Below are 17608 nucleotides of genomic sequence, written 5' to 3'. Positions count from 1 at the left end.
AAATGAGTAGGCTAAAACTCCCTCCGTCTGATTTGCTTATATATCGGGCCAAAAACCTCATCCAAATTAGTTTTTTTGGGAGACATGACTTTTAAAAAACCATCCAATCGGTCTTTTCTATGGAAGATTGATAAAAAAGTATTAAGATTTGCGTGAATTATTGAATATTTTGATTTCTTAAAACAGGATATCATGCAAAACAACACCAAAAAATATTTCTTCCTTTTCGTCTTTTTCATTCATGGTCTGCTCATGGTTGCCCAAAAAGATTCGGGTCGTATCTCGGTCAATGGCAACGATTTTGTCACGGAAGAAGGCACAACCATTGTTTTTAGGGGCATGAGTTCCAGCGATCCCGACAAATTGGAAAAAGATGGGCTTTGGAACAAAAGCTATTTTCAAGAGATAAAAAGATGGGGCGCAAACTTGGTTCGTTTTCCAGTGCATCCGGCAAGGGTGAGGGAAAGAGGCAAACAGGAATATTTGAAGCTTTTGGATGATGGCATAAAATGGGCAGGAGAAGTGGGGCTTTACGCTATTATTGATTGGCATAGCATAGGCAACCTTAAAACGGGCATGTATTTGGCAGATATGTACGATACCGACAAAAAGGAAACATTCAATTTTTGGAGGACCATTGCCATGCGTTATGGTGACAATCCCACCGTGGCTTTTTATGAACTGTACAATGAACCCACAACCTTCAACAACAGGTTCGGCACAACAAATTGGGAGGAGTGGAAGGAAGTGAACATGGAAATGATAACGATCATAAGGGCCAATGGCGGCAAGGGAATACCCTTGGTGGCAGGCTTTAATTGGGCCTACGATCTTACACCGGTAAAGTTCTCCCCATTGGAAACCGAAGGGATAGCTTATGTAAGTCATCCATATCCGCAGAAAAAGGAAAAGCCCTGGGAAGAAAAATGGACGGCAGATTGGGGTTTTGTTAAAAACAATTATCCGGTAATATTGACAGAAATGGGGTTTTGCGGTCCGGAGGATCCGGGTGCCCATATTCCAGTGATCAGCGATGAATCTTATGGGGATGCCATTACAAATTATTGTGATGAAAAGGAAATTTCATACGTGGTCTGGGTGTTCGACAAACAATGGGCGCCTAGGCTTTACACGGATGATAAATACACACCCTCCAGACAAGGAAGGTACTTCAAAAAGAAGCTGCAAAGCTATGATCATGGCAATGAGTGATGTGCCGATATTTTTAAGGTTCTTCCTTTTTCTCAAGTAAGACCATTAGCACATCGTGTTGATCCAGAGTAGCTTCCAATTTTCTTGAAGTATCACCAAGCTTTTTATGTTGGAATAAATCCTTTATGGTGTATCGATGTGTGCCAATTTCAAGTTTGAGGTCATTTAGCTTGTCCTCAACAACCCCATCATGCCAATCATAGTGCAATTCTAAAACTTTGTCGGACATATTTACAAAGGTCATCGCCCATGCATCATTGAACAGTGGTTTTGCCCAAATTTCAACACTATCTTTATTTGAAACTCTAAAACCTTGTATTCCCAATGGGTCTTGACTGACCGCTATTACTTCACTATTTGTCAATGTTTCGATGGTCTTGGTGTTGGCAATTCTTAGGTCATTGCCCAAAATTAAAGGTGATGCCATAATGCACCACATGGCAAAATGGCTCCTGTCTTCGGCAACTGCCATACCATTGCCCACTTCCATCATATCCAGGTCGTTCCAATGATCGGGTCCCGCTGCATAACGAATATTTTCTCGCATATTGATGATCTTCCATACCCCCCAAGAGGACCAACCCCCATGATCCACCTCACAATCCCAACAATTGGTAATGTCTCCTGAGACCCTCCACATGTGCCCTACATTTTCTGCCCATTCCCAAGGTTGATTATTGCCCCATTCACAAATGCTAAAAAGGATGGGGCGACCGGCCTTGGCCAAAGCATCCCTCATGGTTTCGTACGCACCTTGAGCGTTCAGGTTTTCTGTATTGCACCAGTCATATTTTAAGAAATCCACTTCCCATGAGGCAAAAGAACGTGCATCTTGGTATTCATGTCCCCTACTTCCGGGATATCCCGCACATGTTTTGGAACCTGCACAGCTATATAGCCCGAATTTTAATCCTTTATCGTGGACATAGTCGGCCAACGCCTTCATGCCATTTGGAAATTTTTGCGGATCGGCCACCATATTGCCATTTTCATCACGCTCTTTGGCCATCCACCCATCGTCCAAAACGATATATTCATAACCTGCATCCTTAAGGCCAAGGGTAACAAAGAGATCAGCTGTGTCCATTACAAGCTTTTCATCAATATCGGTGGCAAAAGTGTTCCAACTGTTCCAACCCATTGGGGGGGTTTTTGCCAGCCCATCAAATTTTTGACCATGGGACAATGCGCCCGATATTAGAAAACAAATAATGGCTATGCTTCTAACCAATGGATACATATATTTATACATAAAAAATCCAACTTTTTTTGGATAAACAAAAACCCCGAAAAAATCGGGGTTTCTGTTGAAATAATTTAACTAACTCAAAAAATAAACCATCTGAAGATTAGGTTTCCAACTCTCTGTTTAAAGAACTAAAACTTAAGGTCACCCACTGATTGGTCTTGCTTTTTGTCATATTCAAAATTATTACACTATTGCTTATTTTTTTAATATTATTTTGTCAATTATCCATTATATCTTGATAATAATCAATATTTTAAAAAATACTTTAGCCTTTTTTTAGGTTTTCTTAAATTTTCATCAAAATATATTGCGGGTGGGACAATCATGATGCCATAATACTATCCTAGTATGACAAATTAGTATCACATGATTTACATCCCAATAATTATTTTTGGATTAACAAATTTATTTTATTCGTGGCCTTTTCTTAATAAATTAATAGTATATGGCCCATATACATACTAAATGCTTAATCGGAATTACCTCATTGAAGGTGTCCTGCAAAGGCTTTCATTGAGGAATTGATAAAATCAACCCTATTCTGAAATTTTCTTTACTGGTGTATGAATACTACAGGATTTAGATGGATAACCAATAGATCACTACATGAAAGATTGCTCAAACAAAACCCATAATGCTTAGTACACTAGATGTTGTAATAATCGCGGCCTATCTATTAGCAACTATTTTTATTGGACTGGTTCTAAGAAGAAGGGCCCAAAGAAGCAAGGAAGACTACTTATTGGGCGGCAACTCCATACCTTGGTATATGTTGGGGCTTTCCAATGCTTCCGGGATGTTCGATATCTCTGGAACCATTTGGTTGGTGACGCTCATGTTTGTTTATGGGATCAAAAGTGCATGGATACCATGGCTTTGGCCGATTTTCAATCAAATATTCCTAATGGTGTACTTGTCCAAATGGCTGCGAAGATCCAACGTGACCACTGGTGCAGAATGGATCCAGACCCGTTTTGGTTTTGGTAAGGGTGGAAAATTGTCACATACCATTGTAGTGGTATTTGCCTTGTTGAGCTGTCTCGGATTTTTGGCCTATGGGTTTATAGGGCTGGGAAAATTTGTGGAGATCTTCATCCCATGGGAAGTTTTGAGCAACTATATTCCATTTTCCGTTCCAGCTAACTATGTTCCTCATTTTTATGGGGTAGTTTTTACCCTGTTTGCTGTATTTTATTCCCTTTTGGGAGGAATGTCAGGAATTGTTTGGGCCGATGTGCTGCAATTTGGCATCATGACCGTTTCCGCTTTTGTTATTGGATATTTGGGATTTGTCGCCATAGGCGAAAACCCACTCAATGTCCCGGATGGATGGATGACACCTTTCTTTGGATGGGAACTCAATATGGACTGGTCAACCATAATTCCGCAGGTGAACGAGAAAATACGATCGGATGGTTACAGCCTTTTTACCATATTTTTTATGATGATGGTCTTCAAGGGTATATTGGTGAGTTTGGCAGGACCTGCGCCCAATTATGATATGCAGAAGATACTCTCCACCAAATCTCCCCAGGAAGCCTCCAAAATGAGCGGTTTTGTATCCGTGATCCTGATGCCCATACGGTACTTGATGATAGCAGGCTTTGCCGCCCTTGCCCTGATCTATTATGAAAAGTTGGACCTTATCACGGCCACTGGAGACGTGGATTTTGAATTGATCTTGCCTTCCGCCATCAAGGAATTTGCGCCTGTCGGACTCATGGGCCTTTTACTGGCAGGACTTTTGGCGGCCTTCATGTCCACTTTTGCCGGTACTTTGAACGCTGCCCAGGCCTATTTGATCAACGATATCTATCTTAATTATAAAAAAGATAAAGTGACCCCAAAACAAGTGAAAATGATGAACTATGGTTCTGGGATCATTGTGGTGGTGGTGAGCATTGTGCTCGGGTTTTTTGTCCAAGATGTCAATTCCGTATTGCAATGGCTTGTATCCGCACTCTTTGGAAGTTATGTGGTGGCCAACATTTTAAAATGGCATTGGTGGCGTTTTAACGGCTACGGTTTCTTTTGGGGCATGGTGGCCGGTATGATGCCCGCTCTTATTCTTCCCTATGTCTTTTCCGAAACCTTGGATCTGTACTATTTTCCCATTTTGTTGGTCACTTCCATTGTGGGCTGTATCGTGGGAACATATTCCGCACCACCCACCGAGGAGAATATTTTGCGCTCTTTCTATACCAATGTTAGGCCCTGGGGGTTCTGGAAGCCCATAAGGGACAAAATACGGCTGGACAACCCTGGGTTTAAGAAAAACACCCATTTTAAAAGGGATATGTTCAATGTGCTTACAGGTATAGTGGCGCAAACGGTCCTGGTCATGCTTCCCATGTATTTGATATTCAGACAGAACATTCCGGTACTGATTCTTTTGGCCGTATTGATCTTGTGCATCCTTTTGCTCAAAAAATTCTGGTGGGACACCCTTGGGGAACAACTTGATTAAAAACAGGAAATGTTTAAAAATTAAATCGTCCCATGTCCAAAGATTACAAAGAACTTAAAGATGAATTGCGTAGTGAATTGGACAATATTTTGACGTATTGGTCAACTTTTGGCATTGATGATCAATACGCAGGCTTTGTAGGGCAACGTGATTTTTACAACCAGCTTGTGCCGAAAGCATCCAAGGGAATCATTCTGAATACCCGCATCCTCTGGTCCTTTTCAGCTGCGTCCAATTACCTGAAATCAAAAAAATACGAATCTATTTGTAATAGGGCCTACACCTATATAAAGACCTATTTCAAGGATGAAGGCCATAAAGGTGTTTTTTGGGAAGTGGATCATAACGGAAATCCACTCAATACACGAAAGCAAGTGTATGCCCAGGCCTTTGCCATTTATGCACTCTCCGAGTATTACCTGTTTTCCCAAAAGGAAGAAGCAAAGGATTGGGCCGTTTCCCTTTTTGAAAATTTGGAAACCTATGCAAGGGACAGGCATAATTTGGGATATTATGAAGCTTTTTACGAGGATTGGACCCCCATACCCGATATGCGTTTGAGCGATAAGGATATGAACGCTGCCAAGACCATGAACACCCATCTGCATGTTTTGGAAGCCTACACTAGCTTATTGAAAGTGTATGGCCATCAAGATCTTAAAGACGCTTTGAGGGAATTGATAGCACTTTTTCAACATACATTTTTGAATGCATCCAACCACTATGATCTGTTCTTCGATGAAGAATGGAACCTTTTGAGCAGTACCATTTCCTTTGGACATGATATTGAAACGGCCTGGCTGGTCATTGAGGCAGCCAAGGCATTAAACGATGAAAGCTTGGTTCAACAGACCCAAGAAACGGCCATTAAAGTAATCGACACTTTTTTGTTGGAAGCTTTGGATGCTGATGGAGCAGTAATGAATGAAAGGGACGCAACATCAAACCATGTGGATACCGATAGACATTGGTGGCCCCAAGTGGAGGCTCTTATCGGGTTGAAATATGGCCATTCCCTGACCCAAAATCCCGATTATATTGAAAAATCCATTGGTATTTGGGAGTTCACCAAAAAGTATTTGATCGACAAGGTGTATGGAGAATGGCATTTTAGGGTCAATAGTGAAGGGCGACCCTACCAAGAAGAGGACAAGGTGAGTATGTGGAAAGCCCCCTACCATACCACTCGTGCCTGTATTTTAATGAACCAATGATCGGACCATGACTAAACAATACTTTCTTATTTTGGCTACAATTATTTTGCTGACAATGAGCGGTTGTTCCAAAGATTCGGATTCCGGTTTTTATGAACCTGAACCCATTGAAGAAGACCCAACTCCAGAAAATCCACTTCCACCCGGTGAACTTGACTTTGAACCCGAGGAGACCAGAAGTTTCATGGTAAACCCAGATGCCACAGAAGAGACTGTTGCGCTCTTTTACAATTTAAAATTGCTTTCACAAAATAGTTTCATTGTTGGTCAGCAAGATGCATTCAGCAGCTTCTATCAAGATAATGCCGGGGATTCTGACATCAAAAAAATGACCGGAAGTGATCCCGGACTATTGGGGTCGGACTTCATGTTCATTACAGACGACCTTAACGATGGAACCCCTTCCAATTGGTTTTTCCAACAAGAAAACCAGATCAGGGATGACGTCCTCAGGGCTTTTGATATGGGTTTGGTCAATGTTTTCTGTTGGCACTTTCGTGAACCTTTTGGGGGCGAACATTTCTATACAAGTGAAATGACCCAATTTCAAAGGGAAAATGCCCTGAAAAGTATCTTGCCGGGAGGTGAAAACCATGACTACTACAAGCAAAAGCTTGAAAAAATAGCATCGTTCACCAAGAGCTTGGTGGGTTCCAATGGTGCATTGGTCCCCATCATCTTCAGGCCTTTCCATGAATTTGATGGTGATTGGTTTTGGTGGGGACAATCCTTTTGCACCATCGAAGAATATGTGCACCTTTGGCAGTTTACGGTAACATACCTTAAAAACACCTTGTCTGTGAACAACATGCTTTTTGCGTTTTCACCAGATAACCGATTTTTTTCAGAAAGCGAATACTTGGCACGGTATCCCGGGGATGACTTTGTGGATATCATGGGAATGGACAATTATGGGGATTTCAATAATCAAGGCCAAGCTGGTGTTGAAACGGCGAACCAAAAACTAAAGATTGTGTCCGACTTGGCAGAGGAAAGGGTTAAAATAGCTTCACTTACCGAGACAGGGTATTTTATCACTTTAAGCGAAAACGGGCCCATTCCAGGTTTTTTTACCAATAACCTCTTTAAAGCCTTGACACATAACGATGTTAAGATTGGTTTTACCATGTTTTGGTATAATTATCAAGACACGTATTGCACACCTGTACCCGGTTTGCCCAGTGCCAATGATTTTATGGAGTTTGTGTCCAAACCAGAGGTGATTCTTGCAGATGACCTGCCAGAAATGTACCGGCTACCGCCCAATTCATAAATAAATTGGGCCATCTTCAATAAACTATAGCCATGTTGCACATTGCCAATGCATCCCAAATAGGTTTTTGAAATATATCAACTTAGATGGACTTATACATTGTGTTCTATGTCGTCAAAGAACGGGGCTTCAATTTTTTGGGTTTCTTTACTTCAAGATCATCTCTATTTTTTCCAGTTCATCATTGGTAAAGTGCAAGTTTTGCAAAGCGCCCAAATTGTCCATCAATTGTTTTGTGCTGCTCACACCTACCAGTACCGAGGTCACTCTCTCATCTTTTAACAGCCAAGAAATTGCCATTTGTGCTAAACTCTGCCCCCTGTTGCCGGCCAATTGGTTCAGTTTTTTCACTTTCGTAAGCACTTCATCGGTGATTGTGTCTTTCTGCAAAAAACCTGTGCTTTTGGCTGCCCTGGAATTTTTAGGTATTGATTTTAAGTATTTGTCCGTGAGAATTCCTTGTTCCAGGGGTGAAAATGGAATACACCCAATACCTTCATCGCCCAGAACATCCATAAGACCATCCTCTACCCAACGGTCCATCATGCTGTAACGGGGTTGGTGGATCAGGCAAGGAGTGCCCAAACTTTTCAAAATTTTTGAGGCCTTCAAAGTATCATGGTGGTTATAGGATGAAATCCCCACATAAAGTGCTTTTCCTTGCCGCACTATAAGGTCCAATGCTGTCATGGTCTCTTCCAAAGGGGTTTCCGGGTCTGGTCTGTGATGATAAAATATGTCCACATACTCCAAACCCATGCGTTTTAGGCTTTGATCTAAACTTGCTACCAAGTACTTTTTGGATCCCCAATCACCATAAGGACCTGGCCACATTCCCCATCCAGCTTTGCTGGAGATGATCATCTCATCCCTGTAAGGCAAGAAGCTTTGCTTCATGACCTTTCCAAAGTTTTCTTCTGCAGATCCTGGTGGAGGACCATAGTTGTTGGCTAGATCAAAGTGGGTCACACCCTTGTCAAATGCGGCATGGAGTATCTTTTTACCCTCTTCAAATAAATCGACATATCCGAAATTGTGCCAAAGCCCCAAAGATATTGCGGGGAGCATCAAACCGCTTTTTCCGCATCTTCTGTACGGCATGGTGTCATAACGTTTACTATCAGCTAAATAAGGTTCCATAAATTATTCCAGTCTTTTTTTTAAAAAGGGTTCCAATTGATCTGCCATTGTTTTGTGATCTTCTATATCAGGATGGGAGGTGCACCCGTTCGGCTGCATTTCCCCAAATTGAAAAATAGATATTTTTGGGTCGTCCCCAAAATGGCCTTTGACTTCTTTAAGGGATTCCAAAAGTATTTTTCCCTTGTCGCCTGAAACCATTGGGGATGTGAGCAGTACCATTTTTGCCTCTGGATTCTTCCCAAACAGATGCTCTACGAATTTTGTGTAATTCTGTACAAATTTTTCCTTGTTGAAGGGCAATCTGGGCTTTGTGCCATCACCATCCGACATGTCGTTGGTGCCCAGGCAGATACAGATGATGTCCGGCTTATCATCAAAAGAATACTTATGGGAAGTATCCGTGTTCAAAAAAAGATTGTCATAGACCTCGGGCATAATGGGCTCGTTGAGGTTCTCATCATTCCAATTTCTATACATTCCAATGCCTGAAACGGAACTCAGCAAATAATCGGCATTAAGGGATCGGGCCACTCTGGGACCGTAGGCGAGGTAGGCATTGTGCTGATCAAACCATTCGCCTTCACCACAGGGCACTGATGACAGGTCTGCCCCCATGCCACAGGTAATGGAGTTACCTATAAATTCCATAGTGGTTGTCCTCTCCAACTTTGGATGGCTTATGTTTCTTGTTTTTGCCCCATAAAAAACAATGGGACCGTTGGCTGCCTCCGTTGCTTTGTAAATGCCAATTTCATGAGCTTCTTCGGGCATTAATGCAATAGTTATTTTGTTGATGGAATCACTACTGATCTGATACCTATTATGGTATTTGCCATCAATGGAAAGTGAAAAATAGTTGTGTGAGCCGTTATCTGATTTGAGCATCAGCTCAAGGGAATCCCCCAATGCGTTGAACTCAAACCCCGAAGCCGAGCCTATAAGGACAACCTGATCATCATTTTTTAAAAGCCTGCCATGGTAGTCAAAAACAGTGTCATTGGCTTTGTATAGATTTGTTACATCTGTTTTGGATTGTTTGCAGGACACCAAGATCATTGCAATTAATAAGAGTAACGATCCCTTTTTTGTCCATTGATACAGATGTGGTTTCATAAAACCCTTTTTATGCCTTTGAATTCTGTCCTGTAAGAGCTGGGCGTGGTTCCTTTTACCTTTTTGAAGACCCTGTTAAAGTTGGCCATGTTGTTGAACCCACATTTATACCCAATTTCCCCAATGCTCAGATCGGTTTCTATCAACCATCGAGAAGCATAGCTTATCCTGGTATCATTGATATATTCTATAAATGTTTTTCCCGTTCTTTTTTTGATGAACCTGTTGAAGGAAACTACACTCATGTTAACCAGTTCTGATATTTCGGCAAGCGAAATTTTGCGATCAAAGTTCTCTTTGATGTATTCATATACCTTCTTTATTTTTTTACTGTTCTCAAAATCGTTCAATTGTGAGACATTGGTGGACAGCAGTCTCTGATTTCTGGAATTTGCCAAATCATGCAAGATGGAGATCAGTTCAAGAAAATAGTCGATGTTCACGGTTTTGGACAGGCGCATTATCCGAGGCATGAGCTCTTCGGAAATTTTTTTAGAAAAAAGAATGCCATGATTGGCCCGATAGAACATATCCCGTATAGGCTTAAAAATGGCCCTTGAAAGCAATTTGGTATCAAACAGATCGTCATGGAACTGGATGGTTATTTCATGGATTTCCTCTGCCTTGCATTGGTACAGTTCCCATCCATGTACCAGGTTGGGTCCAACCAGAACAAGTTCAATTTCCTCGATTTCCTCAAGATTGTCTCCTACGATACGCCGCACCCCTTTGCCATTCATGATGAAGTTGAGTTCATATTCAGGATGAAAATGTACAGGGAAATCAAAATCCTGCTTCAACCTATCAAAGACCAAAAAGCTGTCTTCAGGCGCAAGGGGGGTAATCTCCCTGTGTACGTTTTTCAATAGGTGTTCATTTTCCATTTTTGTTGAATATTAAATCAGAGCCAACTATTGGATGGTTCTGGCATGACAGTTATATTGCATTCAATGCGTCTTATTTTGTTCAAGACGGTCTTTACAATTGACCAGTGCCCTATAATCATGGTATGCGCCTTTCCAGATATGGCCCTTGAGTTGCAGTTTAGTTTCAGGTCTGGTGTCAATGCCCCATTCATACCAGCCTCCATTCACAGGGTCCATGACGTTTTCAATGGTATATTTCCAGAGTTTGTCAAAATATGCTCTATAATTTATTGAGTCCTTTGGAAAATATGCACCCATGAGCAAAAGACTGTTCAAGCCCTCAGCTTGCGACCACCAATTTTTATCATCATTTACAATGCTCAATGCTTTATCCCCTAAAAAATAATACCCTCCATCATAGAAGCCCCCAAGTTTATCGTCCCATCCATTCTTGATGGCATGGTCCACCATTTTTTTCCCTTTTTTCAAAGTTTGATCGAACTGCCACCCACCCAACGCCTCAGATGCCTCCAGCATAAGATAGGCGGTCTCCACGTCATGACCAAAAGATACATGGTCCAGATAATAATGTTTTTGTATGGTATCCTTTGGAGTGTCCCTAAAGGAAATAGGCGTCCAGTCCTTTTTAAAGAAAAGGCTCATGTATCCCTTGTCGGTGGTGATGGTATCCCTTATCAGCACCAGAAGTTCCTCAACACGTTCTTTAAGTAATTTATCAGGCCATACTTCGTACAGGGCGGTCAGTGCTTCCAACAAATGTATCGAACTGTTCTGGTCTTTGTAGCCCACATCAGATGTTGATGGAAAATCCTCGGTTCTAACCACGGGGGTTCCATCTATGTTCATGGATTGATAATATCCTTTATATATGCTGTCATGACTGTGTTCTTCCAGCCAAAGAAATGTTTTCTTGGCCAAATCCAATGCTTCCTCATTCTTTGAAGCGTTATAATAAGTGGCCAATCCATATATGGCAAAAGAATTCCCGTATGCTGTTTTGGCCTCCCCCGGACGGATAATCGGCTCCCCTTTTTTGGATACCAGGTTATGGAAACCTCCATTGGTTTGGTCCCACATATGATCACGCAAAAACCTGAAGCCATGCTCAGCGTACGACAAATGTTCATTTTCTCTATCAGGATTGTGCTTTGCCGCAGTGGCATTGGTCCAGATATGCCTGGATTGGGTAACAATCATTTTGTTGTGCCGATCGCCCACCTTAAAATCAAAAGTAATATCACTGTAATATCCACCGTCCTTGGTGTCCAAGACCAAGGGATACCATTTGTCCAATAAATAATCATTGGCCGCGGTTTGTAATGCCAAGATCAAATCATCATCAATGGTGCTCCTTTTTTCCTTGGTGGAGCATCCAATCATCAAAAATATGGAAAGAAGGTATAGTGTCCGGATAATTTTCAAAATACGGGAATATTGATAATAAAGATATAATAATCACATTATTTTATGAATTATTGAAATTATCATACCGCATAATGACAAAATACTATTGATGCATGGGTGGAGTATCCTATAATTTTATATTCTTTATTGTCCAAGCATGAAGTCTTTTCCATTTATACTTCTTTTCCTTTGTATTGTAAATCTGTTTGCCCAAAACCCGTCGAAACAGCAAAATCAAGGCTTTGTGCTAAATGATTTGGAGTACTTGGAGCGCCGTGGGGCCAATGTGATGCTTGCACATGATTTTTATCCAGAGAGCCATCAGGGTGGCGTGGGCATCATCCAAAACGGAGTAAGGGTAGCCACCAATGGTGATCTTCGGCTTGAAGCGGCACCGGGACAATGGCAACCTGTACCCAAAGTGGGAGAAAAGCAGGTAGACCGCGAACGTCAGGTGATAAGCGTTCAGATGTCCTATCCTGATGAATCAAAGGACAAAAAAGGGTTCAATCCCATTGATTACCCGGATCTCAATTTTTCCTATACGCTGAAGGTGATACCAGCGGGTGAATCTTTTAAGATTGTTGTTGACCTTGATAAACCTTTGCCTGAGGAATGGATCGGTAGGGTTGGGATGAATCTGGAGCTATTCCCGGGAATCTTGTTCGGCAAATCATACTATATGGACAAGTCCTTTGGATTGTTCAATCGACAGGCCAACGGCCCCGGGACTAAAAATCCCTACAATACCTATGAGCTGGAACCCATGGCCGTGGGGAAAAAATTGGTAATCGCACCTGAAGATCCGGCCCAAACCTTGATCATTGAAAATCTAAATGAATCATCACTCCAACTTTTGGACGGACGTGCCCAGCACAGCAACGGATGGTTCATCGTACATTCCCTTATTTCATCCGGTGACACAAAAAATGCGGTACAGTGGCTGGTTACCCCTAATACCTTGGAGAATTTCACCTACCAACCTGTAGTTCAAGTATCACAGGTGGGATACCATCCCTCACAGGAAAAAATTGCAGTGATCGAAACGGACAAAAATGCTGGAACCATTCAAAATGCCCAGTTGTTTCGGGTTGGTGAAAATGGGGGAATTGTCCAAGTTTTGTCCGCAAGGCCGAAATTTTGGGGGGACTTTTTGAGGTACCGTTATTTTCAGTTTGACTTTACAAAAGTTAAGGAACCTGGAATGTACCAAATTGTATATGGGAACTATAAAACCCACCCTTTTCAGATAAGCAATAAAGCATATCAACGGAATGTATGGCAGCCTACATTGGAATATTTCCTGCCCGTTCAGATGTGCCACATGCGCGTGAACGACCGTTATAAGATTTGGCATGGACTATGTCATATGGACGATGCCAGAATGGCCCCCATAAACACCAACCATTTTGATGGCTATCTCCAAGGGCCGGAAACTTTGACCAAGTTCCGATCTGGAGAACATGTTCCCGGAATAAATATTGGAGGATGGCATGATGCGGGGGACTACGACCTACGAATAGAGTCCCAAGCATCAACCGTGCATGGACTTTCACAGATTTATGAACGTTTTGGAGTGGACCATGACAACACGAGCATAGACCAATCCCTCAGAACTGTGAATCTATTGACCCCTGACGGCAAGCCTGATATTTTGCAACAAATTGAGCATGGGGCATTGTCCATAGTTGGGGGGTACAAGAGCATGGGAAGGTTTTATCGGGGAATCATTGTCCCTACATTGGGGCAGTATGTGCTGCTCGGAGATCCTGTGAACCATAGTGACAATCAAATATTTTCCAATACCCCCCAAGATGCCAAAATCCCTTTGGGTCAGGTCGGGGCGGCGGATGATCGGTGGGTATTCACGGAGAAAAACCCGTTCAGGGAAGTAAGAACGGCTACGGCCCTGGCAGCAGTGGCCAGAACTTTAAAGGAATACAATCCACAATTGTCAGAGAATTGTTTGTCCATCGCCTTGGAAATTTGGAACATCACCGAAGTGGAAAATCCCCTTTTGAAAGTAGGCCTGGCCGTGGAACTTTTACAGACTACCAAGGACAAAAGATATAAGGATTATTTGGTGCAACATGGAGATGCCATAGTCCAGGACATTTCACGTATTGGATGGATCGTAGGGCCTGTGCTTCCACTTGTGGACGATGATGCCTTTACACAAAAGATCAAGGATGCAGTAAGTGAATATTTGAAGGAGGTGGAAGCCTTGGGCAAAAAAACACCCTATGGCATACCCTATGAACCCAATATCTGGGGAGCGGGATGGGGCATCCAAAACTTTGGGGTAAGGCAATATTACCTGCATACCAGTTTTCCCGATATATTCCCGGACACCTATATGCTCAACGCAATGAATTTTATCTTGGGCGTGCACCCCGGTGTCAACACCTCTTCCTTTGCCTCAGGTGTGGGTTCCCGATCATTGACACAGGCCTATGGCGTAAATAGAGGAGACTTTTCCTTCATTCCTGGCGGCATTGGTTCTGGAACGGCCTTGATCCGGCCTGATTTTCCCGAGCTGTTGGAATGGCCATTCCTTTGGCAGCAAACCGAATATGTTCTGGGTGGCGGAACCACGGATTATCTGTTTTTGATATTGGCCGCGGATGATTTGCTCAACAAACGTTAAAACCAAACTGTATATCAGAATGAAAAAATCCACTTGTTTACCCATATTTTTTTCAATACTCCTATCGGTTCAGGCCCAACACAAACCGGTCAACGAAAATGCCACGGAAGAAGCCAGAATGCTTTTGGACTACATCTATTCCCTGAATGGGAGAATTATGGCAGGACAGCACAGCTACAATGAAAATCCAAGTTCGTTTTATGACAAGGCACAGAAAATATCCGGTAAGGCACCGGCAGTGTGGGGTACCGACTTTTATTGGAATGGAGAAGACGACCCTGGTGATCGCATTGTGCAAGAAGCCATAAAAAAGCATCAAGAAGGAGCGATAATCACCCTCATGTGGCATGTGGGACAACCCAAGCATGATCCTCCCTTTCATTGGCGGGAGAGTGTTCAGGGAGAGATCAGTGAAAAAGAGTGGATCGATCTATTGACCCCAGGGTCGGTATTGTACCAAAGATGGGCAACCCAAGTAGATCAAGTAGCGGTTCATCTTAAAAAATTGCAAGAGGCCAAAATTCCCATCTTATGGAGACCCTACCATGAAATGAACGGTGTTTGGTTTTGGTGGGGCGATAAAAAAGGTAAAAATGGCTTCGCCAAACTCTGGAAACAATTATACGACAGGTTGGTAAACCACCACCAGTTGAACAACTTGATCTGGGTGTGGAATGCCAACGGCCCAAGGGATATACCAGGAGATCAGGCCTATGATTACAAAAACTATTACCCTGGACAAAAGTATGTGGATATATTGGCCACCGATGTGTACCATGGCGATTATGAGCAAAAAGATTACGGTCAACTGCTAAAATTGGCCAAGAAAAAACCCATTGCATTGGGAGAGGTGGGCCAATTGCCCAGAACCTTGATTTTGGAGGCACAGCCAAAATGGTCATGGTTCATGGTTTGGTCCAATTGGATTGAAACGGCCAATTCCCCAGAACGGGTCAAAGATGTTTATCAATATGAAAAAACAATTACAAGAGATGAAGTACATTCCGTTTATCAACATTAAAGCGTCACACTATGCCTTGTTCATAGGTTTGTTGGCTCCCTTTTTGGCAATGTCCCAAACCGAGTTTACCACATGGGGAAATATCACAGGGATCCGCATCGACAATCAATTGATGGAATTCAAATCCAGTTTGGTGCTGGTCAATCAAACCAACGAAGAAAGGGTTACCCAGAAGGAAAGACAGCGTATCTATTTTAGGAGGGAGGACGATAGAAAGGTTTTTTCATATGCCATGGACAGTATTAATTGGAAGGAGACCCTATATCCTACAGGCAAGGGATCAACAGTTGTGGGCATTGATTTTTCTTCAAACATGGATACCTTGATCAATGGTGCCTATTTTAGGATAGAACTCCCTGAGGAGTTTGGTCTGGAGACCAAGTTTGATATCAGTAACCCATCCCCCATTGCTTTGGCGGACATAAATAATTCCTTTGATGGGGCCGATTATAAGGCGCCCTCCACATCGGTGAAGGTAATATCCCCAACCCGTGAATTGGATATTGCCTTTGAAAAACCTACGGATGTGAGCATACGTGCAGTGGATTCCATCAACCCTAAAATCGAGCTCAACTTTAGGTTGGCCGGGGGACAAGTCCCTGCCGATACCGTTTACAGCAATACCTTTACCATTCATGCGTCGGGAATCATTGAAACATCACCTATTGAGCTTGAACTGTTTTCTGACCAACAGGGGGAGAAATTTGATGGTATTGGAGGCAACTTTAGGTTACAGAACCCAAGAATGGACCCACAGGTAATCGATTACAGTCTGAAAAATCTAAGGGTTTCTTGGTCCAGGGTAGAGATGCCGTGGAGACAATGGCACCCCGAACTCTCCAAAAATCCCATTGAAGAGGCCAAAAATGGCAACCTAGACCCCAAGGTAAAAGATGCGATGGAAATGGCACAACGTTTGGACAGGATGGGAATCCCAGTAATATTGGCCGCATGGTTTCCACCAGATTGGGCCATAATTGGAGAAAGGGCACGCGGACCCAACCCAGACGGGACCCGCGGCAATGCATTGGACCAGAGCAAGAAAATGGCCATTTACCAATCCCTCACCGATTACATAAAGTACTTGGAAGAGGAATATGGTGTAGAAACGGTCATGTTTTCTTTTAATGAATCAGATTTGGGAATAGACGTTCGCCAAAGTGCAGAAGAACATAATTTATTGATAAAGGAGTTAGGAACATATTTCCGATCACAGGGTGTTGGCACCAAATTTCTCTTGGGAGATACGGCCGATGCCAATGGATGGGAATTTACGACCATTGCCTCCATAGATCCAGAGACCAGACCCTATATTGGAGGGGTCTCATTTCATTCTTGGCGCGGATGGACCGATGAAAATCTATTGAAATGGTCAGATATCTCAAAACGTGTGGGCCTTCCCCTGTTTGTGGGTGAAGGAAGCATTGATGCCGGGGCCTGGCGTTATCCGCAAATTTTTGAGGAACCTACCTACGCCTTGGATGAAATTGATGTTTATCTGAAAATATTGAATATTTCCCAGCCCTTGACCATCCTTCAATGGCAATTGACCGCCGATTATTCACCCATGTCCGGAGGGGGAATTTTTGGGAACACCGAAGATGAGCTCTACCCCACCCAACGGTTCTTCAACCTTCAACAATTGGGAAGCACCCCAAAAGGCCTGTATGCCACTCCAATCATAAGTTCTGAAAAATTGGTGACCACTGCCGCTTTTTTAAGTTCAAGAAAGAATAAGTTGGCCATCCATCTGGTCAATAAAGGGGCTACCCGAAATGCTACCATCAGTGGAATCCCGCAACGCATAAAACAGTTAAGGGTGTACACCACCAACAAGGAAAAATCTTTTGAAAGCTCCAAAACGGTGCCCGTACGCAATGGGACTGTTTCTGTAGAACTGGAAGGGGCAAGTTTTATATCGTTGATGAGTAGATAATAAATAAAACCTTTCACTCAACACCAATCAATGGGGAAGGCC

Annotated in this window: 12 protein-coding genes; 7 read left to right on the top strand and 5 right to left on the bottom strand. The window is 42.7% G+C overall.

Going from position 1 to position 17608, the window contains the following annotated elements; all coding sequences use genetic code 11:
* Nucleotides 1-192 precede the first annotated feature (192 nt).
* On the top strand, nucleotides 193-1212 hold the full coding sequence (locus ACO6S0_RS05235; RefSeq protein WP_422350945.1) for a glycoside hydrolase family 5 protein: 1020 nt from the start codon (nucleotides 193-195) through the stop codon (nucleotides 1210-1212).
* A gap of 13 nt (nucleotides 1213-1225) precedes the next feature.
* Here the strand turns inward: ACO6S0_RS05235 and ACO6S0_RS05230 are convergent, their stop codons facing one another.
* Nucleotides 1226-2353: a glycoside hydrolase family 27 protein gene (locus ACO6S0_RS05230; RefSeq protein WP_422350944.1), complete on the bottom strand. Its 1128-nt coding sequence runs from the start codon at nucleotides 2351-2353 to the stop codon at nucleotides 1226-1228.
* 742 nt (nucleotides 2354-3095) lie between these two features.
* Between ACO6S0_RS05230 and ACO6S0_RS05225 the strand changes: the two genes are divergently transcribed.
* The 3 genes from ACO6S0_RS05225 to ACO6S0_RS05215 are packed head-to-tail and all read left to right on the top strand — an operon-like array spanning nucleotide 3096 to nucleotide 7415.
* Nucleotides 3096-4928, top strand: coding sequence for a sodium:solute symporter family protein (locus ACO6S0_RS05225; RefSeq protein WP_422350943.1), 1833 nt, complete (start codon nucleotides 3096-3098; stop codon nucleotides 4926-4928).
* 32 nt (nucleotides 4929-4960) lie between these two features.
* A complete protein-coding gene (locus tag ACO6S0_RS05220; RefSeq protein WP_422350942.1) occupies nucleotides 4961-6142 on the top strand; it encodes an AGE family epimerase/isomerase in 1182 nt (393 codons plus the stop codon).
* A gap of 31 nt (nucleotides 6143-6173) precedes the next feature.
* Entirely contained in the window at nucleotides 6174-7415 is a 1242-nt protein-coding gene (locus ACO6S0_RS05215) for a glycoside hydrolase family 26 protein (protein ID WP_422350941.1), read from the top strand.
* Between the two features lie 147 nt (nucleotides 7416-7562).
* On the opposite strand, the gene mgrA is transcribed toward ACO6S0_RS05215, so the two are convergent.
* The 4 genes from mgrA to ACO6S0_RS05195 all read right to left on the bottom strand — a co-directional run bounded on the left by mgrA (nucleotide 7563) and on the right by ACO6S0_RS05195 (nucleotide 11980).
* Nucleotides 7563-8555, bottom strand: a complete 993-nt coding sequence (gene mgrA / locus ACO6S0_RS05210; protein WP_422350940.1) for an L-glyceraldehyde 3-phosphate reductase — start codon at nucleotides 8553-8555, stop codon at nucleotides 7563-7565.
* Nucleotides 8556-8558: 3 nt separating this feature from the next.
* A complete protein-coding gene (locus ACO6S0_RS05205) occupies nucleotides 8559-9671 on the bottom strand; it encodes a GDSL-type esterase/lipase family protein (RefSeq protein WP_422350939.1) in 1113 nt (370 codons plus the stop codon).
* A complete protein-coding gene (locus tag ACO6S0_RS05200; RefSeq protein ID WP_422350938.1) occupies nucleotides 9668-10555 on the bottom strand; it encodes an AraC family transcriptional regulator in 888 nt (295 codons plus the stop codon). Before ACO6S0_RS05200 ends, ACO6S0_RS05205 begins: the two co-directional genes overlap by 4 nt.
* Before the next feature lie 63 nt (nucleotides 10556-10618).
* A complete protein-coding gene (locus ACO6S0_RS05195) occupies nucleotides 10619-11980 on the bottom strand; it encodes an AGE family epimerase/isomerase (protein ID WP_422350937.1) in 1362 nt (453 codons plus the stop codon).
* Between the two features lie 139 nt (nucleotides 11981-12119).
* Here ACO6S0_RS05195 and ACO6S0_RS05190 point away from each other — a divergent pair, with 139 nt between their 5' ends.
* The 3 genes from ACO6S0_RS05190 to ACO6S0_RS05180 are packed head-to-tail and all read left to right on the top strand — an operon-like array spanning nucleotide 12120 to nucleotide 17566.
* Nucleotides 12120-14609: a glycoside hydrolase family 9 protein gene (locus ACO6S0_RS05190; protein WP_422350936.1), complete on the top strand. Its 2490-nt coding sequence runs from the start codon at nucleotides 12120-12122 to the stop codon at nucleotides 14607-14609.
* 19 nt (nucleotides 14610-14628) lie between these two features.
* Nucleotides 14629-15630: a glycosyl hydrolase gene (locus ACO6S0_RS05185; RefSeq protein ID WP_422350935.1), complete on the top strand. Its 1002-nt coding sequence runs from the start codon at nucleotides 14629-14631 to the stop codon at nucleotides 15628-15630.
* Nucleotides 15581-17566, top strand: a complete 1986-nt coding sequence (locus ACO6S0_RS05180) for a hypothetical protein (protein WP_422350934.1) — start codon at nucleotides 15581-15583, stop codon at nucleotides 17564-17566. Before ACO6S0_RS05185 ends, ACO6S0_RS05180 begins: the two co-directional genes overlap by 50 nt.
* Nucleotides 17567-17608: the final 42 nt, after the last annotated feature.

The organism is Flagellimonas sp., from assembly GCF_965233845.1.
Lineage (GTDB): Bacteria > Bacteroidota > Bacteroidia > Flavobacteriales > Flavobacteriaceae > Flagellimonas.
Note: the sequence above shows the minus strand (reverse complement) of the source record. Positions and strands in the feature narration are given on the sequence as shown.

What these genes read in the sequence shown, in the direction of transcription:
- ACO6S0_RS05235 (WP_422350945.1), top strand. Translation starts at nt 193, where the DNA reads ATGCAAAACAACACCAAAAAATATTTCTTCCTTTTCGTCTTTTTCATT.
- ACO6S0_RS05230 (WP_422350944.1), bottom strand. Translation starts at nt 2,353, where the DNA reads ATGGGTTGGAACAGTTGGAACACTTTTGCCACCGATATTGATGAAAAG.
- ACO6S0_RS05225 (WP_422350943.1), top strand. Translation starts at nt 3,096, where the DNA reads ATGCTTAGTACACTAGATGTTGTAATAATCGCGGCCTATCTATTAGCA.
- ACO6S0_RS05220 (WP_422350942.1), top strand. Translation starts at nt 4,961, where the DNA reads ATGTCCAAAGATTACAAAGAACTTAAAGATGAATTGCGTAGTGAATTG.
- mgrA (WP_422350940.1), bottom strand. Translation starts at nt 8,555, where the DNA reads ATGGAACCTTATTTAGCTGATAGTAAACGTTATGACACCATGCCGTAC.
- ACO6S0_RS05205 (WP_422350939.1), bottom strand. Translation starts at nt 9,671, where the DNA reads ATGAAACCACATCTGTATCAATGGACAAAAAAGGGATCGTTACTCTTA.
- ACO6S0_RS05200 (WP_422350938.1), bottom strand. Translation starts at nt 10,555, where the DNA reads ATGGAAAATGAACACCTATTGAAAAACGTACACAGGGAGATTACCCCC.
- ACO6S0_RS05190 (WP_422350936.1), top strand. Translation starts at nt 12,120, where the DNA reads ATGAAGTCTTTTCCATTTATACTTCTTTTCCTTTGTATTGTAAATCTG.
- ACO6S0_RS05185 (WP_422350935.1), top strand. Translation starts at nt 14,629, where the DNA reads ATGAAAAAATCCACTTGTTTACCCATATTTTTTTCAATACTCCTATCG.
- ACO6S0_RS05180 (WP_422350934.1), top strand. Translation starts at nt 15,581, where the DNA reads ATGAAAAAACAATTACAAGAGATGAAGTACATTCCGTTTATCAACATT.